Below are 18,367 nucleotides of genomic sequence, written 5' to 3'. Positions count from 1 at the left end.
TGCAATCAAGGTAAACGGGCCATCCGGTTGAGCTAGGCTTCATCTATCACCGCCATGGTGAGCGTGAAGAAGGGGAGAGTGATGAAAGCTGTGATGATGCTGGTTTGTCTGTTGGGATTGGCGGGGTGCAGCTCCCAATACATCATGAGCACCAAGGATGGCAAGATGATTGCCACCGACAGCAAACCCAGGTTGGACGAGACCACAGGCATGTATCGCTATTACGATGAAGAGGGGCGGGAGGTGCACATCAACAAGGACGACATCACCCAGATCATGGAGCGTTGAGGCTCTCCTCAAGCAACAAGGGCTGCCCGGGGGCAGCCCTTGTTATTTTTGGCGCTCATGCCGTCTGGGGCACCTGACGGTTGACCTGGCCGGCAAACAGCTGGTGGAAGCGGGAGTGGGAGTTGGCCAGCAGGCTCACCGGCGACCCCTGCTCCACCACGGTGCCGGCCTCCATCACCACCACCTTGTCCACCGACAAGAGCGGCTCCAGGTGGTGGGCGATCACCAGATAGCTGGCCTCCGGCCGGTAGCGGTAGAGCAGCTCCGCCATCTTGCGCATGCCGCCGTGACTGAGATCCGAGGTGGCCTCGTCCAGCACGATGAGCGGTCGGCGCGACAGCAGGATGCGGGCGATCACCAGCAACTGGGTCTCGCCGGCGGAGAGTTGCAGCCTGTCGAGATCCTCATCCAGCCGCCCGGCGCAGCGCTCGGCGAGGCCCACCCGGGCAAGCGCCTGCTCAAGCACGGCGTCCTCATGCTCGGTCAGGGGCGCCAGGTTGGCCCGCAGACTACCGAAGAAGGTTAGCGGGATCTGGGAGACGGTGTCGTAGAGATCACGCACCGCCTCCGGTGCAAGTCGTGACAGTGGCTGATTGCCGTAGAAGATCTCCCCCTGGGAGGCGGGATACATGGCCTGCAATACCCCCAGCAGGGAGCTTTTGCCTGCCCCGGTACGCCCGCACACACCCACCTTTTCACCTGGGGCCAGTTCGAAGTTGACCTTGTGCAGCGCCCACTGGCTGGTCTGGGGGTAGCGCAGCCCCAGGTTGTCGAAGCGCACTGCGGGGTGAGGGGTGGCGAGGGCCTCTCCCTCCTGGCGTTCGCTCTCTATTTCGCTGTATTCGCGCACCCGCTCTACCGCGTTCATCACCTGTTCCACCTCGGCGAAGGTGCGGATGAGGGAGTTGAGCATGGCGGAAGCGGTAAAGGCATAGGTGATGGCAACCGCCCCCAGCAGCGGGCTGTTGCCAAAGGCCACCATGAGTGCCACGGCCCCCACCAGGGCGGCGGAGAGCAGGGTCTGGTGCATGCCGAGCCAGCGGTTGATGGAGGTGGTGGTGTACCAGCTGCGCAGGTTGTTGTCATAGTGGTGCAGCACCTGGTCCAGCGCGAAACGCTCGGCCCCTGCCAGGCGCAGGGCGGGGGCGCCGCGGATGGTCTCGCTGATGCTTATGTAGAGCGGGGAGCGCAGCACCGAGGACTGGCGCCGCAGCTTGAGTTGCACCGCCCGGTAGCGGCGCTGCAACACATAGAGCGCCCATCCCACCAGGGGAGCGATGAGCAGCAGCAGGGGAATATTGATGCCGATCACCACCACCTGCAAGGCCACGGACACCAGCATGCCGAACAGTCCCACCAGCATGGAGAGCAGCATCTCTTGCGCCTCCCCCAGATCCCGGTCGAAGCGGTTGAGGATGCGCCCCTGGGGCACCTTGTCGAAGAAGGCCATGGGGGCGCGGCTGATGCGCCCCAGCATGCCGTCAAACAGGGTCCAGGCCAGCTTGAGGCCGAGTTTGTAGTTGATGACTCGCACCGCCATGATGCAGGCGAGGGAGCCCGCCCCCAGCAGCACATAGATGCCGAGCAGGGTCGTGACGTCGCTCACCTCGGCCTTGCCGCCGAGCCAGAGATCCGAGGCGATGCGCAGCCCTTCCTGGCCCAGGGTGAGCAGCAGGACGAGCAGGATGGCACCGGGGGCGGCGAGGCGCTGCCACATGAAGCCAAACAGCCCCCAGTCCACCTTGCCCTCCACCACTTTCTCCTCGCTGAACTGCTCCGCCTCCTGAGGGGGCACCGGCGGGGCGGGCTGGGGATGCTGGACAAGATCCGCCAACTGGTGGGCATCGAGCTCCACCAGGCGCCCCTGCTCGATGCGGATCACCCGATCGCACCTGGCCAGCACATCCGGATCGTGGCTCACCAGGAGCCGGGTCGGCCCCGGCTTGAAGGCGAGCCCCTGCTCCAGTACCTGGGCCGCGACCATGGGGTCGAGCGCAGACAAGGGGTTGTCCAGCAGCAGGATATCGGCCCGGGCGTAGAGGGCGCGAGCCAGGGCGACCCGCTGCTGCTGGCCGCCAGAGAGGCGGGTGCCGAGCTCGCCCACCAGGGTTTGATCCCCGTGGCTGAGCAGCGCGAGATCGGCCGTGAGGGCGCAGGCGCCGAGCACCCAACGATAGCGCTCGACGTGCCAGGGCTGGCCGAACAGGATGTTGTTGCGGATGGTGTCGTTCATCAGCCAGGGCTTGTGGCCCAGATGGGCAACCCGGCCGTGGCGACGGATGCTGCCGGCAAACTCGCTGTCAAAGCCGGCAACCAGATGCAGCAGGCAGCTCTTGCCCGCCCCGGTGGCCCCGGTGATCCCCACGAGCTCCCCCGGTGCGATGGCGAGGTTGGCTCCCTCGAGCACCGGTTTTTTCTGGTGCAGGGCACTGACGCCTTCCAGGTGGAGGGCCCCCGCCGGCAGGGCGGGATCATCGAGTTCCCGGTGCTGCTCCGGGCTGTTCAGGAACTCGCACAGCCGGTTGAAGCCGGTGTTGAAGTTGATCAGGGTGCGGATGAGGTAGGGCAGTCGCATCATGGGGATGCGCAGCACGGTAAACAGGGCGATGGTGGTGAACACCTGGGGCAGGGTGAGGGTGTTGCCCGACGCCAGGTAGGTGGTGAAGGTGGCCAGGGTCACCAGCAGGGGAGTGCTCAGCATCAGCCCTTCGTTGATGGCATCGAGCCTGAGCACCTGGCCCAGCACCCCCAATTCCTGCTGGCGCTTGGTGTTGGCCGCCCGGGTAAAGAAGGGGCCAAGCCCGTTCTGGCGTACCAGCCTCAGCTTCTTGATGTATTCCGCCAGGATGCCGTTGCGCTCATCCTGCTGGCGCTTGAGCTGCTGCTCCTGCTGGTTCATGCGCCGTACTACCCGGGTGGAAATGAGCAGCAGCAGGGCCAGCACCGCGAAGCCCACCAGACCGGCACTGCCCACCTGCCACACCAGCAGGGCGATGGTGCCGATGAGTTGCAGCGCCATGGTGACCGGCATGGCGGGGTCAGCCAGGATCCAAGTAATGTCCCACACGTCCCGGTTGATGAGGTTCTGAACCCGGCCGCCGGCCCTGTCGTCGAAGCTCTTGCCACCCTGCTTCATCACCTTGGCGAGCAGGGATTCGGCCAGCAGACGGCGGATGGGCACGTGCATCTTGAGGGCCAGTTGCAAGGAGTGCTCCGCCAGCATGCCGGCGGCGAGCACGGAGGCGAACAGGGCCAGGGCCAGCAGCAGCTTGTGGCCGGTGGTGGCATCGGTGCCGAGCTGGGTCATGCTGTGGTTGAGCAGCCAGGGGCTGGTCAGGGTGGCGAGCATGCCGAGCAGTTGCAGCAGGGTGAGCAGGCCAATTCGTCCCTTGTAATGGCGCCAGATAAAGGCGGTCAGGGGCCAGGGTCGCACCGGCTGGCGGGCGGTGAGCGCGAGGAAGGCGTCGGCGCGGCCGTCGCGCCTGTCTTCCGGCAGCAGGGGATAGAGATCGTCGAGACTGACCTGGGGCTGGGTCAGCCCCTTGCGCAGCAGCGGGCCGGTCCAGCGATAGAAGAGGCGACTCAGCCAGCCGGCCGAGATTTCCGGATGATCCAATGGGTGTCCTTGTTGTTTTGTGTTGCTTCCATGGGCGGGGCGGCTCATGGGCCGCCCTCGAACTTGTTGTCTTGCTGCGGGCGTGCGCCCGGCGGGATCAGCGATCCCGGTTCATGCGGATGAGCCGGTCCAGGATCCGCTCGCCATCGACCCGCAGGCCGTTGTGTTCGTACTCGTTGGTGATCCAGGCGCGGCTGTTGCCAAGTCCCTTCAGGGTGTCGCGGCTGAAGTCAAACTCCACGTACATGTCCTCGGCATAGACGGCGCAGGCCACCGGCACAGTGTTGCGGGCCAGCTGCGCCGGGTCGTAGAGGGGACCCCAGTCCGCTTTCTGGGCAAGTAGGTGGGCGGCCTCCTTCAGGGGAATGAGCTCGCGGAACTGCTCGAACATCCAGGGGAAGATCATCTCGCCGGTGAAGGCGAAATCTTTGCCTGGCGCCCAGGCCAGGGCAGGGAACTCCCTTCTCACCCGCTCGGCCGCCCAGTTGCTGGCACTCCCTTCGCAATAGATGAGCTCGTGCAGGATGGCGAACACCGGGTTGGTGTTGAACGGCTGCATGGCCTGCACCTGATAGAGGAAGGCGGGGTTGAGGCGTTCGCCGATGAAGGCGTCTTCCAGCAGGTAGTAAAGTGCCTCGAAGGCGCCGCTGGCCCCCAGATCCAGCCCCTGCTGCTGCAACTGCTCCACCGTTAGGCGCTGGCCGTTGGGCAGGCGCACGTCGTGGTGGTGCAGGTGATTGGCCAGCCGGTTGGCCAGGGCCTGTGCATGGGGGAAGCGGGTGAAGAAGGCGCGGTTCTTGTCCGCTACCCGCTGGTAGGTGGCGCGGTAGACCTCATCCGCACTGTGCCCGATGGGGGCCACGCCGCCGGTGAGGTAGACTTCGTGCAGGCTCCTTGGGAACAACGAGAGGTAGGTGAGGCTGCAAAAGCCGCCGAAACTCTGGCCGAGCAGGCTCCAGGGGCGCCCTGGGCTCAGCATCTCGCGAATGCATTCGGCGTCGCGCACTATGCTGTCGGCGCGAAAATGGCCGAGGTAGTCCGCCTGCTCACCTGGGGTCATCCCCGCCAGGGCGTCAGCACTGATGGGGGTGGAGTGGCCGGTGCCGCGCTGATCGAGCAGCAGCACCCGAAACTCCTGCAGGGCCCGCTTGATCCAGCCGCCATCGGCGGTCGGGCGAGGTGCGCCAAAACCCGGGCCCCCCTGCAGATAGAGCAGCCAGGGCAGGCCATCATCCAGCTTGTCCTTGCGGCAGAGGGTGCGGCCAAACAGGGTGAGGGTCGCCTCCTCGTCGGGATGCTGGTGGTCGAGGGGCACGGTAAAAAAGTGTGGCTCGCAATGGATGCCATCCAGCGCATAGTGCAAGGGGCTGCTCATCTGGGGTCTCCCTGAGGGTAGGCAAATCGTCGGCCTCATCATAGCCCTGGCGCAGGAGCGGGTCACGCCGGTTTTCCAGATTGTTAACAGAGATGGAGTCTGAGGTCGGTGCCGTACAAGGTGTGGTTTCGCCGCAGTTGACGGCGGGCTGCAACTGGACAAAGATGAGCCGCCTGCCGGGATGGGCAGGGATAGGTCAGCACCCCGGGTGCAGGAAACTGGATGGAGTTGGCTCGATGAAGCCGAGATGGATACGTGTTCGCAAGAGACGCACACAGAGGGATCCGGAGGGGGTGCTGCAGGCGGGTTTGCTGGTGTTCAGCGCCACCTGTGGTGCCACTCTGTTGCTGGCGGCCTGCAATGGCGGTTAGCTGAGTGAAACAGACCCGCTTGTCATGAGCGGGTTTTTTCATGCCGGAACAGAAGGTCGGGACCTGCCTGTAGCCCTTTGCGGGCGCGGGTTTGCGGTATGCAGAGCACGGCTGCTATGGTCAATTTACGACCGGATCCACAGAGGGAGGCGATCATGAACAGTCGTGAAAAAGTCCTGGCTCATTTGGCCACAGATCACCGGGTTGCAGGATTGACCGCTGGCGAGGCACTGGCTGGCATGAGCCACTCGATGAGTTCGCTCCTGCTGCAACAGGATCAGCACTTCTTCCGCCGCCATGCGGACGACCCCTGCCACGAAGTCGCCCGGGCCTGCTCGGCCGGACACATATGGCATGGGGACGAAAACCACTACTAGCCCCGGCATGTGAGTAAATGACAGATGCAAAAAGGCCCGCTCATCTGAGCGGGCCTTTCGAATTTGGCTCCTCCTACTGGACTTGAACCAGTGACATACGGATTAACAGTCCGCCGTTCTACCGACTGAACTAAGGAGGAATAGTTGGTGCCCAGAGACGGAATCGAACCGCCGACACGGGGATTTTCAATCCCCTGCTCTACCGACTGAGCTATCTGGGCAACGGCGCGCATTAAACCCTTTCTGGACTGAGGTGTCAACCACAGGCCGCAGATTGATGTACCGTTCGCTCGATATCCGAGCAATCTTCCCATGATTGGACCGATTTCCCCGTTTTAACCATGAAAAGAGGGGCGCCTGCGGGGCAGGGTGGGCCGACGGCCAGCAGAACATCATGAAGGATGGCGGGCTGCCTGACGTGCCGAGGGCTGCCCGCTGGCGCCAAGCCGGGAGAGGCGCCAGTTATCTTGGCCCATCGATTGAGCCTGCCGCGCTCTGAGGGTATGCTTTGCCGCACTCATCCCCTGGCCATGGTCCGGGCCGACGCGGCTGGCAGGGGTGACATCCATCCAACACCGCCTGGGGTTTATATGAATACCAATATGCAAGAGTGGCGCGAAGAGACCGCCGCCATCGTCAACGAGCTGCTGGCCGATGGCAGCAACCCGGATCTGGATTACGAGATTGAGCACCACTTTGCCTGCCAGAAGTTCGATCTGCTGGAGAAGGCGGCGCTCGATCTGTTCAAGGCCGGTTTCGACGTGACCGACGCCGAGGAGATGGAGCTGGACGACGGCGCCACCATCTTCTGTTTCGACGCCATGGTGGAGTGCAAGCTGGACATCGACACCATCGTCGCCGACATCGAGAAGATGCTGCCCATCCTCGAGAAATACGGGGTGGACTACGACGGCTGGGGCACCTACTTCCAGGAGTAAGTGCGCCAGATCATGCACGCTTTGCAAAAACAACAAGGCCACCCTTGGGTGGCCTTGTTGTTGCTGGCTTACTGCTCCGGCAGCTGGTAGCTGCGGGCAAACTCGGCCGATGGGAGGGGACGGCTGAACAGATAGCCTTGTAGCCGATCGCAACCGACCTGCACCAGCCAGGCCTGCTGCTCCGGCGTCTCCACCCCTTCGGCGGTGATCTTGATGCCAAGCTCATGGCCCAACCCGATGACGGAACGCACGATGGCGGTGGTGGCCTGGTTGGTGGCCAGCCCCTGGGTGAAGCTTTTGTCGAGCTTGAGGGTCGCCACCTGCAGCCTGGGAAGATAGGCGAGGGAGCAGTAGCCGGTGCCGAAGTCGTCGATGGCGAGCTGGAAGCCCGCCTCGATGAGGCTGGCCAGGTTGCTCTCTATCTCGTCGGCATTCTCCATCAGCACCCCTTCGGTGATCTCCAGCTCCAGTTGCCAGGGGGCGAGCCCGTGGCGCGCGATGCAGTCGAAGATCTGCGGGCAGAGCTCGGGATCGCGGAACTGCAGGGGCGAGAGGTTGATGGAGAGCACCAGATCCGGGGCCGCTACCTGCCAGCGGGCAAGCTGGGCACAGCCGAGCTCCAGCATCAGCTGGCCGAGCTGGCCGATGAGCCCCAGCTCCTCCGCCAGCGGAATGAACTCGTCGGGGGAGATCATGCCGAATTCGGGATGGGGCCAGCGGCAGAGCAGCTCAGCACCGTGCAGCCGGTTGCTGTGGGTGCAGATGATGGGCTGGTAGACGGCGGTCAGTTCGGCGGACTTGATGGCGAGTGGCAACTGGGCGGCGATGAGCTGGCGGCGTTTGAGCTTGGCATCGAGTGCGGGGTCGAACAGGGTACAGTGCTGCTGCTGGCGCTTGCCCTGGGCCAGGGCGGCCTCGGCGTGGCTCAGCAGACGCTCGGCATCCTTGGCCTTGCCATGGGCGATGCCGAGGAACACCGGGATCTGAATCCTGTGTTCTTCCACCTGGTAGGGCGTCATCAGCTCCTGCTGCAGGTTGCGGCTCCACGTATCCAGAGAGAGGGGGAGCTCGGGCAGCAGCAGGGCGAAGTCATCCGCCGCGACCCGGCAGAGCAGGGACTGGGGCGGCGCCAGTCGTTGCAGGCGACGGGCCACCTGGCTCAACAGGCGGTCGGCGACCCGTATGCCGAAGCGATCGTTGATCTCGCGAAAATGTTGCAGATCCACCAGCAGCAGGCTGGCCTTGCGGGCGCCCAGATGACGGCTGGTCTGGAGGAAGTGGGAGAGCTTGAGCAGGCCGGTCAGGCTGTCGTAGTGCTGCTCCTGCTGCAACTGGGCCTGGGTGGTGCGCAGCCCGGTGATGTCGCGGCTCAGGGTAAGGATGCCGAGGGAGTTGCCCTCGTCATCCGGCACCTCGACCCGGGTGACCTCCAGATGGCGGCCTCTGCCCTGGGCATCCACCACGCAATACTCCCCCTGGCCCAGGGTTTGTTCGACGGGCAGCCGGGGCGGGACGCGCCGACCCAGAGCCTCGCTTGCCACCAGCCCCATGAAGTCGAGAAAGGCCTGGTTGCAGTCGATGAGCACGCCCTGGTGATCCTCGAGACGGATGAGGTCGGGAATGGCATCCAGCAGGCGGCGTTGCAGCAACTGCTGCTGGCGGAAGGTTTGCTCCAGCTCCTTGCGCTGATCGATGGCGCTGACCATGGCAAACAGGGCGATGGGATCGCCGTGCTCGTCATACAGGGGAACCTTGTTGATCTCCATCCAGCTGGCGCCTTCGCCGCTGTGGCAATGGAGCTGCTGGTGCAGCAGGGGTTTGCCGTCGGCCAGCAGGCGGTCATCTTCCTCCCGGAATACATCCCCCCAGGGCATCTCGGCATCGCTCTTACCAATGAGTTCGCTCGGATCTTGCAGGCCGGCTTCCCTAGCGAATGCCTTGTTGGCAAACAGGTACCGTCCGTGCTTGTCCCGGCAGAAGATATTCATGGGTAACTGGTCGATGATCTGCTGCAGCAGCGCCAGGGAGAGCGAAGAAGTCACGAGAGCACTCACGGGGGAGACTTCGAGCAAATCTATGATAACAGGTGGGTTTTGTAAAGCCTGGGTTAAGAGTACGCCATTTGTGCGGATCCCTGCTGACAGCCTGTGTCGCGATCGCCATAATAGCCGCCGGTCGGCCTATGGCCTTATGGATGAGAGAAGCAGCATGAAGAAGATAATGGGGGGCGCCCTGGCCCTGTTGATGGTGGGTTGTGCGAGCGACAACAACGGCGGCGAGCAGTATCGCTATACCCCGCCGGTTGCCAAGGCAACCAACAACACCCAGGAGATGGCGATCCCGGTGGATCTGGTGTGGGCCCGTGCCGAGAAGTGGTTCGGCGATCACGGCCTGAACATCGAGAACAGCCAGCGTGGTGCCGGTCTGATGACCGCCAACGTGGAAAACTCGGCCGATGGCCTGGAGTGGCTGGATTGCGGCACCATGGGGTCCAAGGTAGCGCTGGGCAACCCCAACCTGCAGATCAACCTGATCATCACCCAGAGCGGCAACAACAGCGTGGCGACCGTCAACGTCAAAGGCAACACCCAGCTCTACTTCGTCGAGTCCTCCGGCGAGCGGGTACTGGCTCCCTCCATCACCCCCGTGTGCGTCTCCCGCGGCAGCCTGGAACAGAGCCTGTTCTCCACCCTCGGCAACTGATCCTGCCGGGTATCATGAAAAACCCCGTTGCGTGCAACGGGGTTTTTTTATGCCTGCTCCGCGCCCATCAGGGCGTGAGGGGAGAGATGACGCCAGAGGCTCAGGGGGTCAGATCGCCGTGATAGAGCACATGGTCGCCGGCTTTGAGCATATACCCCTTCCAGGGGAAGAGCTGATAGCCACCGCCCTGCCAGGACCAGTTGCCCTCTTCGCCCTGGCGGATCAGCCGGATCGGCTCGCCCTCTGGCAGGGTCAGCTCGGCCTGACTCTGATCGGCATTGAACAGCACGAAGGCGCTGACGGTCTGACCGGCATCGATCGGGTTGAGGCGAATGCCCTGCTCGAACAGCCGCACGCACTGTCCTGCCAGCGCCGACCACTGATAGCCCGCGCTGCCGATGCAGCCATGTTCGTCGCGATCGGCGCCGACCAGGGGCTCCCTCGGTGTCGTGTTGCAGGCGGCCAGCAGCAGGGTGGCCGCCATCAGGGTCAAGGTACGCATGGTTACTCCTTGGCGTCCCGTTCGATGACGATGTTGGAGAAGCCCAGCTCCTTGAAGTAGTTCTCCCGGTAATCCTTCACGCTCTTCTTGTCGCGGCGGCACACCTGGGCCAGCTGCTCTTCCATGGCGTGGAAGCGGGTCAGATCGATCCCCTCGGCGGCGGCAACGGCATCATAGATGCTGTTGAACTTGTCGTTGGCGTAGCCAATCTCCCTGGCCTGCTTCTTGTAGGTGTAGGTAATCTTGAACGCCATGGCGTCACTCCTTCTCTTTGGCCTGCTTGCGCTGGACGTACAGATAGAGGCTTTCGACCTTCTCTCTGGCCCAGGGGGTCTTGCGCAAGAACTTCAGGCTGGACTTGATGCTGGGATTATCGGTGAAGCAGCGGATATTGATCTGCTGCCCCAGCGCTTCCCAGCCATAGTGCGCGACCAGGGCGGTGACGATGGCCTCCAGGGTCAGCCCGTGCAGCGGGTTGTTCTTCTGGGAAGCGGGTTGATTGCTCATGCTTGCGCCGCCAGGGTGGCAAAGGGCTGACCCATGCGGGTGGTGACCCCGTTGGCCAGGTGCGGCTCGAAACCGGCCAGCATGCCCGGGCCAAACAGGCAGACGACTGTGCTGCCCAGCTTGAACAGGCCCATCTCGGCCCCCTTTTGCAGGTTGATGGCTTCATCGCCGGTGTAGTCCCAGCGCACCACCTTCTTCTCTTTGGTCGGCGCTATGTTGCCGGCCCAGATGGTCTCGATGCTCGCGACGATAGTGGCACCGACCAGCACCAGGGCCATGGGGCCGTGGGGGGTACGGAAGGTGGCCACCACCCGCTCGTTGCGGGCAAACAGGTTGGGCACGTTCTCGGCGGTGAGGGGGTTGACGGAGAAGAGATCCCCCGGCACGAACACCATGCTCTCCAGCACGCCGTCCAGCGGCATGTGGATGCGGTGGTAATCCTTGGGTGCCAGATAGATGGTAGCGAAGTCGCCATCCTTGAACGGGGCCACCAGATCCTCATAGCCCCCCAGCAGCTCGCGGGCGCTGTAGTCGTGGCCCTTGGCCTGGATGATGCGACCTTGGCTGATGGGCCCGAGCTGGCTGACGGTGCCATCCACCGGCAGGGCCAGGGTCATGGCGTCTTCCACCACGGGGCGGATGCCGGGCTTGAGCTCGCGGGTGAAGAATTCGTTGAAGCTCTTGTAGTGGGCAGGGCTCTCGTGCAGCGCCTCGCTCATGTCGACCTGGTACTGCTTGATAAAGGCCTCGATCACCCTGGTGGTGAGGTTGCCCGCTTCGGCGGCGGCAAGTTTGCCCACCAGGCGGGAGAGGGCGTGTTTGGGCAGGCAGTATTGACCGGCAATTTTCAGGTTGTCAGTGATGCTCATGATCTTCATCTGGGAATGAGTTGAACGGGTCACAGCCGCGCCTGTTGGCGACCGTGGCGGGCTTCCTGCATGGTTTCCAGGATGCGGTGGTAGTTGTGGAAGCGATCGGCGCTGATGGCGCCCGCTTCAACCGCGGCGCGCAGGGCGCAGCCGGGATCATCCTTGTGGGTGCAGTCGCGAAACTTGCAGCCACCCAGGTAGTCGCGAAACTCGACGAAGCACCAGGTGATGCGGTCGGCTTCCAGGTGCCAGAGGGCGAACTCGCGGATCCCGGGGGAGTCGATGAGATCGCCGCCGCTCGGGAAGTGGTAGAGCCGCGCCGTGGTGGTGGTGTGCTGGCCGAGCCCCGAGTTCTCGGAGATCTCGCCGGTGAGCACGTCCAGCCCCGGCATCAGGGCGTTGGTGAGGGACGACTTGCCCACCCCGGACTGGCCCACGAAGATGCTGATCTTGTCGGTGAGCGCCGCCTTGAGGGCGTCGATGCCCTCACCGCTCTCGCAGCTCACCAGCAGCACCTCGTAACCGAGCTTGCGGTAGGTCTCGAGCTGGTGCTCGATACGGGCGCGGGCTGCGTCATCGAGCATGTCGACCTTGTTCAGCACGATGAGGGGCGCTATCTCCACATCTTCTGCCGCCACCAGGTAGCGGTCGACGATATTGGTGGAGAACTCTGGCATCACCGCCGAGACGATGATGATCTGGTCGATGTTGGCGGCGATGGGTTTGACCCCGTCGTAGAAGTCCGGCCGGGTCAGCACCGAGTGGCGCGGATGCACCGCCTCGATGACGCCGGCAGTCGCGGCATTGAGGCCGGGGCGCCACACCACCTTGTCGCCGCACACCAGGCTGCTGATGCTGCTGCGCCGCAGGTTGCTGCGGTGGATGGCACCATCGCTCGCCTCGACATCCGCGTGCTGGCCGAAACGGCTGATCACCACCCCTTCGATGGCGGGGCCGAACAGGGTGTCATCTACCACTGTGGTGTGCTCTTTTTGCAGCCGCCGCTCGCGGTTGGCCTGGACGCGCCTTTGTTGACCCAGATTGAGTTTTGCTTTCTTTGCCACGGGGTTTGCCAGTTTATGAACAGATTCAAAGCCAGTATGATACATGCAAATTGGCAAAATTCCGCCATTCCTCCCAATAGAGAGAGCAATCATGACAGTCAGCGCGCAGAACCTGGTATGGATCGACATGGAGATGACGGGTCTGGACCCCGAAGAGAACGTGGTACTGGAGATCGCCACCATCGTCACCGACAAGGACCTGAACGTGCTGGCCGAAGGGCCGGTCATCGCCATCCACCAGAGCGAGGAAGAGCTGGGCAAGATGGATGACTGGAACGTCAACACCCACACCAAGAGCGGGCTGGTGGCCCGGGTCAAGGCGAGTGAATACGACGAGGCCAAGGCCGTTGCCGAGACCCTCGCCTTCATTCGCCAGTGGGTGCCGGAGCGCACCAGCCCCCTGTGCGGCAACAGCATCGGCCAGGATCGCCGCTTCATGGTCAAGCACATGAGCGATCTGGAAGCCTTCTTCCATTACCGCAACGTGGACGTCAGCACCATCAAGGAGCTGGTCCGTCGCTGGCAGCCTGAACTGCTGGATCAGTTCAAGAAGAGTGGCTCCCACCAGGCGCTGGACGACATCCGCGAATCCATCGCCGAACTGCAGTTCTACCGCGCCCACGTCTTCAAAATCTGAGTGGCTGGCAAGGGGTTGCCGTCGTTCGGTTGCTAAAATCAGCAGTTCGGCCAGCTTTTGAGCGAACGGCTGCAACCAGACAAAAAAGCCCTTGCAATTGGAATGTCTGCTCTTATAATTCGGCTCCCGTACAGTAGCGCAAGCAACCAAATGCTGTACGGTCTGTTTTCAGGTTTTGCGGGAATAGCTCAGTTGGTAGAGCACGACCTTGCCAAGGTCGGGGTCGCGAGTTCGAGTCTCGTTTCCCGCTCCAAAATGTTTGCTGATGACGTTCCGATGCGGGAATAGCTCAGTTGGTAGAGCACGACCTTGCCAAGGTCGGGGTCGCGAGTTCGAGTCTCGTTTCCCGCTCCAATCATCAGCACAGCCTCAAGACAATCCATGTTGCGGGAATAGCTCAGTTGGTAGAGCACGACCTTGCCAAGGTCGGGGTCGCGAGTTCGAGTCTCGTTTCCCGCTCCAATATGCAGTGCCGGAGTCACCGCGTTGGTAGAGCATGTTCAGTGCTTGCCAAGGTCGGGGTAGCGAGCGCGATTCTCGTTGCTGGCTCCAAAAATATGTAAGTGATATTCCGATGCGGGAATAGCTCAGTTGGTAGAGCACGACCTTGCCAAGGTCGGGGTCGCGAGTTCGAGTCTCGTTTCCCGCTCCAATCACTTGCAGATGACATTCTGTTGCGGGAATAGCTCAGTTGGTAGAGCACGACCTTGCCAAGGTCGGGGTCGCGAGTTAGAGTCTCGTTTCCCGCTCCAAACAGTGTCCAGTAGATATGTGTAAGTGATATTCCGTTGCGGGAATAGCTCAGTTGGTAGAGCACGACCTTGCCAAGGTCGGGGTCGCGAGTTCGAGTCTCGTTTCCCGCTCCAATCACTTGCAGATGACATCCTGTTGCGGGAATAGCTCAGTTGGTAGAGCACGACCTTGCCAAGGTCGGGGTCGCGAGTTCGAGTCTCGTTTCCCGCTCCAATCTCTCTTCGAACCCTTCGAATTCAATCTCTCCCCCAAGTACACGAATCCAGTTTCTCAGTACCATCACTGCCGCGTCCTGTTGGTAGAGCATGGCCCGCGCTTGCCAAGGCTGGGGTCGCGAGTTCGAGTCTCGTTTCCCGCTCCAATTTCTCTTCGACGTCCTCATAATCCCTTTGAATTGCCCATCACATAGCGCCGCGATGATTTGTCGTATCCGGCGTTTGCCTGCTTTCTCTCTTCCCCGCACATCCCAAGTCATAAGACCAAGATGTATTGCTTGCTAATAGCCTCCCGGAGATCGGGCACAACCCTTTGCGCTCGGCTAACAGGCTTGGCAGGGCCTGAATGACAGACAGTGGCTCGCTATAAGTTAAAACCGGGGCATTTAACCAAAACTCATAATTTTGATTTATAGCGGCTGGTGGCGGCCATAAGCGGCTTGCAGGTGGGGATGGCAAGCCCGGCAAGAGCTCTGCCGGTCGGGAAGGAAAGATCGCGGGCAAAAAAATAGGAGGGGCGATGGCTCCTCCTACGGGTTCACTGGCGCTGGCTCAGATAACGGTGACGTTCTCGGCCTGAGGGCCTTTTTTGCCCTGGGTCACAGTGAACTGGACTTTTTGACCTTCAGCCAGGGTCTTGAAACCTGCGCTCTGGATGGAGGAGAAGTGAACGAAAACGTCCGGTCCCTGGGATTGCTCGATGAAGCCAAAACCCTTGGTTTCGTTGAACCATTTTACTTGGCCGGTGCGAATGTCAGACATGTGGTAAGTCCTATCTATAACAAAATGAAACTAAGCCTGGTTGGGCAGCATTTGCCTGGAAGTCAGGGGTTGAAGCATGACTGACCACGTCTCTTTGTCCCAGTAGCATGTAGCACAATCCCTGTCTAAAGCCTGACCGATTGTACTGGAGCCCGATCCCTTGTCAATTTGGCACTTTTCATTTTTTGAGCGAGCTAAAAGTATTGTGAAGTCAGCAGCTTGTTTCATGCTTCACATCAAAAAAAACGGGAAGCCATGGCCTCCCGTCTACATAAGGGGGGTGGTCGAGCCCCTTATTCCTTGAGGGCGAACCCTTCCCCCTGGCGGTCGTAGCGGTAGCTGACCTGACCGAGAGAGCGGACCTCGACCCGCTGGATGCGGCGGCTGGTGTCCACCAGGATGAACACCGACTTGCCCGACTGCAGCCGGGTCAGCGGCCTGTCCGGCCCTTCGATGGCGATGAGCCGGCTGAGCTCGGCCCCCGGCAGCTCGAACTTGCGGAAGATGGAGTAGAGGGTTTCACCGGCCTGCACGTCGTGCTGCAACCAGGTGCCATCCACTTTCTCCTCGACGGGCTTGGCGGCCTGGGGCTCACCGGCGTTGCCGACGGTCAGGGCCTGGGCCGGCACGGCCAGGGGGACCGCCAGGGAGCCTGACGGCGCCGTGGTCGGGGCGGCGGGAGCGGGCTCCCAGGCCAGCACCAGCAGCCAGAGCGGGATCAGCACCAGCAACCCTATGGTGTGTTTGCGGGGCAGGGGACTTGCCAGCTTGAACGAGGCCGCCTTCGGCTCCTTGTTGCGCTGACCCAGGCCACTCATGCCCTGGCCGAGACGCTGACGCAGGGGCAGGGTAGCCGCGTTGATACGTTGGAGCAGGGTTCCTTGTGATTCGTCTTGGCGACGCTGCTGGGCTCGTCTGTTATGGCCACGTGGGCGACGGTCCGGGGTGGGCACGGCATTTACCTCTCACTACATTGCCTGCCATCAGGCAAATATGCCGCCTATGGTAAACGGACTCGTCCCCGAGGGGGAGAGTCCGGAGCATGAAAATTATCAGCTGAGACGAAACTGACCCAACAATTGCTGCAAACGTTCCGCCGCCTGACGCAAGGCCTGACTGGCGTTGGCCGTGCTGGTGGCGTCCCTGGCGATGTCGTTGGCCAGTGCGCTGGTTTTTGACAGATTGCCGGAGACGGTCTCGGAAACCGAGCTCTGCTCCTCGGCGGCGGAGGCGATCTGGTAGGTCATGTCGTTGATGGTGGCGATGGCCTGGAAGATGCTGCCGAGGGCCGCCTCCGCCTGATCCGCTTCCCCCACCGCCTGATGGGTCAGCTGCTGGCTCTGCTGGATGGCGTTGACCGCGTTGGTGGAGCTGTGGCGGATCTTGTCGATCAGCTCCTGGGTATTCTGCACCGCCTGCTGGGTGTTGCCCGCCAGCTTGCGCACCTCGTCGGCCACCACCGCAAAACCGCGCCCCTGCTCGCCGGCCCGGGCCGCCTCGATGGCGGCGTTGAGTGCCAGCAGGTTGGTCTGATCGGCGATCCCCTGGATGACGGTGAGGATGCTGGTGATCTGCTCGCTGTCGTGAGCCAGCCCTTCCACCACTTCGGCTCCCTTGCCTGCCTCGGCGGCCACCTTGTGCATGGAGTGGATCACCCGCTGGAAGCGTACCTTGCCCTCGTCCGCCGCGCTCTGGGCCTGCTTGGCGGAGTCGGCGGTGTTGTTGGCGTGGGTGGCCACCTCCTGGCTGACGTAGGACATCTCCTGCACCGCGGTCAGCATCTGCTCCATTTCCGCCTGGTGATGCTGCAGGTTGTTGTCGGTCTGGCCGGCGATGCGATCGGTATCCCCGGCGTGGCGATGGACCTCGCTCGCGGTCTTCTGCACATCCCCGAGCAAGGCCTGCAGCTTGTCGATGAAGCGATTGATGCCCCGGGCCAGGGCCCCCAGCTCGTCCCGGGAGCGGCTCTCCAGGCGCTTGGTGAGATCCCCCTCGCCGTCGGCGATGTCATCCACCAGGCTCACCATCTGGCGGATGGGGCCCGTGATGCTGCGGGCAATGACCAGCATGGTGCCAAGGGCCAGCGCCAGTACGATGAGGGCACCGATGAGCTGTTGGGTCATGGCGGCGCGGTTCATGTCGGTGAGCTGGCGTGCCAGCTCGTCCGCTCCCGCCAGCACCACCTTGTAGGGCAGGGTGACGATGATGGCCCAGTTGCGGGCCATGCCGGGCACCGCGATGGGCACCGAGATGCGAAACGCATCGTCGAGCTCCTGGCGCTGTACCTCGGGTTTGAGATACTGCTGCCAGCCGTTGCCGAGCAGCTTGTCGGCGCGGCTGCCGAGCAGGCTGGCGTCGCCGCTGGTACCGGTGATGACGCCGGCAGCGCTGACGATCAGGGTCTCCCCCTTGCCGTCATAGATGTTGCTGTTGAGAGACTGGGCCTGACGGCTGATGGAGTCCACCGCCAGATCCAGCGCGGCGATGCCCTTGAACTGGCCATCCACCAGGATGGGGGTGGTGATGGTGCTCACCAGCACCTGCTGGCCGTTGATGTCCACCTTGAAGGGGTCGATGAGGCAGGGGCGCCCCTCCCGTTTCGGGCAGGCGTAGTAGTCGTTGGCCGGGTTGCCGAACTCGTCCGGATCGCTCTTTTCGATGGAGAGCAGCAGATCGCTGCCGATCTGATCCTTGTCGCGATAGAAGTAGGGAACGAAGCGCCCCTTGTCGTCACTGCCGAGCGCGCTCTGGCCGGCGAAGCTGGCATCCTGGCCGTCGAAGCCGTTGGGCTCGAAGCCCGCGAAGGCGCCATAGAGCTGGGGCTCCAGGGCAAGCTGGGCCTTGAGCAGATCGGTGGCTTGCTGGCGATCCAGCGGCAGCTTGCCCTCCTGCTGGCGGGCGAAGACGCTGGCCATCTGCTGGGTGTAGGAGAGCCCCTTTTGCAGCAGCTGGGTGATGGTGGCGGCCTCGGCACGGGCGTTGGCACTCACCTTCTGCCACGCCTCCTGTTGCAGGGCGGCGCGGCTGGAGTCGATGGTGAGCTGCTGGGTCTGCCGGCCTGAATACTGGTTGAGCAGGATCAGGATGACCAGGGCCGTGGTCATGGCGACACCGGCCAGTACCAGGATACGATTCTGGATAGAACGAAACTGCATCGCGCGTTCCTTGTATCGTTGAGGGTTCGTTGACGGGGTGACTGAAGTATCGGCTGTGCGGGAGATCTCTCCAGCGACCTCGCCTAGCTAAGCGGGAAAAAAGGGAAAATTCTGAGACATCACTCTAAAACAGCGGTTTTTGCGGGAATAGACCCTATTTTACCCTCTGCCTCGCCATGGTTTTCCCATCCGTCATTGTCGGTGCTAAAATGCGACGGTTTTTTTAACGAATTGG

Annotated in this window: 17 protein-coding genes and 9 tRNA genes; 13 read left to right on the top strand and 13 right to left on the bottom strand. The window is 62.4% G+C overall.

The genetic code is table 11. The features are described from left to right. The first annotated feature begins 81 nt into the window (after positions 1-81). Positions 82-288 carry a YgdI/YgdR family lipoprotein gene (locus C3418_RS06775; protein WP_041215736.1) on the top strand — a complete coding sequence of 69 codons (207 nt, stop codon included), beginning with the start codon at positions 82-84 and terminating at the stop codon, positions 286-288. A gap of 55 nt (positions 289-343) precedes the next feature. Here the strand turns inward: C3418_RS06775 and C3418_RS06770 are convergent, their stop codons facing one another. Beyond that, positions 344-3,904, bottom strand: a complete 3,561-nt coding sequence (locus tag C3418_RS06770) for an ATP-binding cassette domain-containing protein (protein WP_103858191.1) — start codon at positions 3,902-3,904, stop codon at positions 344-346. 97 nt (positions 3,905-4,001) lie between these two features. Continuing rightward, on the bottom strand, positions 4,002-5,279 hold the full coding sequence (locus tag C3418_RS06765; protein ID WP_103858190.1) for an alpha/beta hydrolase: 1,278 nt from the start codon (positions 5,277-5,279) through the stop codon (positions 4,002-4,004). Positions 5,280-5,515: 236 nt separating this feature from the next. Here C3418_RS06765 and C3418_RS24675 point away from each other — a divergent pair, with 236 nt between their 5' ends. Together C3418_RS24675 and C3418_RS06760 are read left to right on the top strand one after the other, a co-directional pair. Then, a complete protein-coding gene (locus C3418_RS24675) occupies positions 5,516-5,650 on the top strand; it encodes a hypothetical protein (RefSeq protein WP_081000980.1) in 135 nt (44 codons plus the stop codon). 155 nt (positions 5,651-5,805) lie between these two features. Further along, the gene (locus C3418_RS06760; RefSeq protein ID WP_103858189.1) at positions 5,806-6,027 is read left to right on the top strand and encodes a hypothetical protein; all 222 of its coding nucleotides are present in this window, start codon (positions 5,806-5,808) and stop codon (positions 6,025-6,027) included. Positions 6,028-6,091: 64 nt separating this feature from the next. Here C3418_RS06760 and C3418_RS06755 read toward each other — a convergent pair. Both C3418_RS06755 and C3418_RS06750 read right to left on the bottom strand, forming a co-directional pair. Further along, a tRNA-Asn gene (locus C3418_RS06755) sits at positions 6,092-6,167 on the bottom strand. Between the two features lie 5 nt (positions 6,168-6,172). Beyond that, positions 6,173-6,248 (bottom strand) — tRNA-Phe (locus C3418_RS06750). 381 nt (positions 6,249-6,629) lie between these two features. Between C3418_RS06750 and rraB the strand changes: the two genes are divergently transcribed. Next, positions 6,630-6,965 carry a ribonuclease E inhibitor RraB gene (rraB, locus tag C3418_RS06745; RefSeq protein WP_103858188.1) on the top strand — a complete coding sequence of 112 codons (336 nt, stop codon included), beginning with the start codon at positions 6,630-6,632 and terminating at the stop codon, positions 6,963-6,965. Positions 6,966-7,033: 68 nt separating this feature from the next. Here the strand turns inward: rraB and C3418_RS06740 are convergent, their stop codons facing one another. Next, positions 7,034-9,007 (bottom strand): EAL domain-containing protein, encoded by a 1,974-nt coding sequence (locus C3418_RS06740; RefSeq protein WP_103858187.1) that lies wholly within the window; start codon positions 9,005-9,007, stop codon positions 7,034-7,036. Positions 9,008-9,173: 166 nt separating this feature from the next. Between C3418_RS06740 and C3418_RS06735 the strand changes: the two genes are divergently transcribed. After that, on the top strand, positions 9,174-9,668 hold the full coding sequence (locus C3418_RS06735) for a hypothetical protein (RefSeq protein WP_029314787.1): 495 nt from the start codon (positions 9,174-9,176) through the stop codon (positions 9,666-9,668). Between the two features lie 100 nt (positions 9,669-9,768). On the opposite strand, the gene C3418_RS06730 is transcribed toward C3418_RS06735, so the two are convergent. Genes C3418_RS06730 through rsgA form a run of 5 tightly spaced genes read right to left on the bottom strand, consistent with a single transcriptional unit; the run spans position 9,769 to position 12,610 of the window. Continuing rightward, on the bottom strand, positions 9,769-10,170 hold the full coding sequence (locus C3418_RS06730; protein WP_103858186.1) for a hypothetical protein: 402 nt from the start codon (positions 10,168-10,170) through the stop codon (positions 9,769-9,771). A gap of 2 nt (positions 10,171-10,172) precedes the next feature. After that, entirely contained in the window at positions 10,173-10,424 is a 252-nt protein-coding gene (locus tag C3418_RS06725; protein WP_010675489.1) for a DUF2960 domain-containing protein, read from the bottom strand. A gap of 4 nt (positions 10,425-10,428) precedes the next feature. Continuing rightward, a complete protein-coding gene (locus C3418_RS06720) occupies positions 10,429-10,677 on the bottom strand; it encodes a VF530 family DNA-binding protein (RefSeq protein ID WP_103858185.1) in 249 nt (82 codons plus the stop codon). Next, the gene (gene asd / locus C3418_RS06715; RefSeq protein WP_103858201.1) at positions 10,674-11,546 is read right to left on the bottom strand and encodes an archaetidylserine decarboxylase; all 873 of its coding nucleotides are present in this window, start codon (positions 11,544-11,546) and stop codon (positions 10,674-10,676) included. Before asd ends, C3418_RS06720 begins: the two co-directional genes overlap by 4 nt. Before the next feature lie 29 nt (positions 11,547-11,575). After that, on the bottom strand, positions 11,576-12,610 hold the full coding sequence (gene rsgA / locus C3418_RS06710) for a small ribosomal subunit biogenesis GTPase RsgA (protein WP_039040203.1): 1,035 nt from the start codon (positions 12,608-12,610) through the stop codon (positions 11,576-11,578). Positions 12,611-12,701: 91 nt separating this feature from the next. Here rsgA and orn point away from each other — a divergent pair, with 91 nt between their 5' ends. The 8 genes from orn (at position 12,702) to C3418_RS06670 (ending at position 14,213) form a co-directional block, all read left to right on the top strand. Further along, the gene (orn, locus tag C3418_RS06705; RefSeq protein WP_042014296.1) at positions 12,702-13,247 is read left to right on the top strand and encodes an oligoribonuclease; all 546 of its coding nucleotides are present in this window, start codon (positions 12,702-12,704) and stop codon (positions 13,245-13,247) included. Between the two features lie 177 nt (positions 13,248-13,424). Beyond that, positions 13,425-13,500: transfer RNA gene (locus C3418_RS06700), tRNA-Gly, on the top strand. A 25-nt stretch (positions 13,501-13,525) separates the two neighbouring features. Next, positions 13,526-13,601 (top strand) — tRNA-Gly (locus tag C3418_RS06695). Positions 13,602-13,633: 32 nt separating this feature from the next. Then, positions 13,634-13,709 (top strand) — tRNA-Gly (locus C3418_RS06690). Between the two features lie 114 nt (positions 13,710-13,823). Further along, a tRNA-Gly gene (locus C3418_RS06685) sits at positions 13,824-13,899 on the top strand. Between the two features lie 24 nt (positions 13,900-13,923). Next, a tRNA-Gly gene (locus C3418_RS06680) sits at positions 13,924-13,999 on the top strand. Positions 14,000-14,037: 38 nt separating this feature from the next. Continuing rightward, positions 14,038-14,113 (top strand) — tRNA-Gly (locus C3418_RS06675). A 24-nt stretch (positions 14,114-14,137) separates the two neighbouring features. Next, positions 14,138-14,213, top strand: a tRNA-Gly gene (locus C3418_RS06670). A 554-nt stretch (positions 14,214-14,767) separates the two neighbouring features. Here C3418_RS06670 and C3418_RS06665 read toward each other — a convergent pair. The 3 genes from C3418_RS06665 to C3418_RS06655 all read right to left on the bottom strand — a co-directional run bounded on the left by C3418_RS06665 (position 14,768) and on the right by C3418_RS06655 (position 18,132). Beyond that, complete coding sequence (locus tag C3418_RS06665; RefSeq protein ID WP_005297820.1) at positions 14,768-14,977, bottom strand: cold-shock protein; 210 nt, start codon at positions 14,975-14,977, stop codon at positions 14,768-14,770. A 293-nt stretch (positions 14,978-15,270) separates the two neighbouring features. Continuing rightward, the gene (locus C3418_RS06660) at positions 15,271-15,930 is read right to left on the bottom strand and encodes a LysM-like peptidoglycan-binding domain-containing protein (RefSeq protein ID WP_010675484.1); all 660 of its coding nucleotides are present in this window, start codon (positions 15,928-15,930) and stop codon (positions 15,271-15,273) included. A 99-nt stretch (positions 15,931-16,029) separates the two neighbouring features. Next, complete coding sequence (locus C3418_RS06655) at positions 16,030-18,132, bottom strand: methyl-accepting chemotaxis protein (protein ID WP_103858184.1); 2,103 nt, start codon at positions 18,130-18,132, stop codon at positions 16,030-16,032. Positions 18,133-18,367 lie beyond the last annotated feature (235 nt).

The organism is Aeromonas sp. ASNIH8, from assembly GCF_002919855.1.
GTDB classification, from domain to species: Bacteria; Pseudomonadota; Gammaproteobacteria; order Enterobacterales; family Aeromonadaceae; genus Aeromonas; species Aeromonas caviae.
This window is presented reverse-complemented; position numbering and strand designations above follow the sequence as displayed.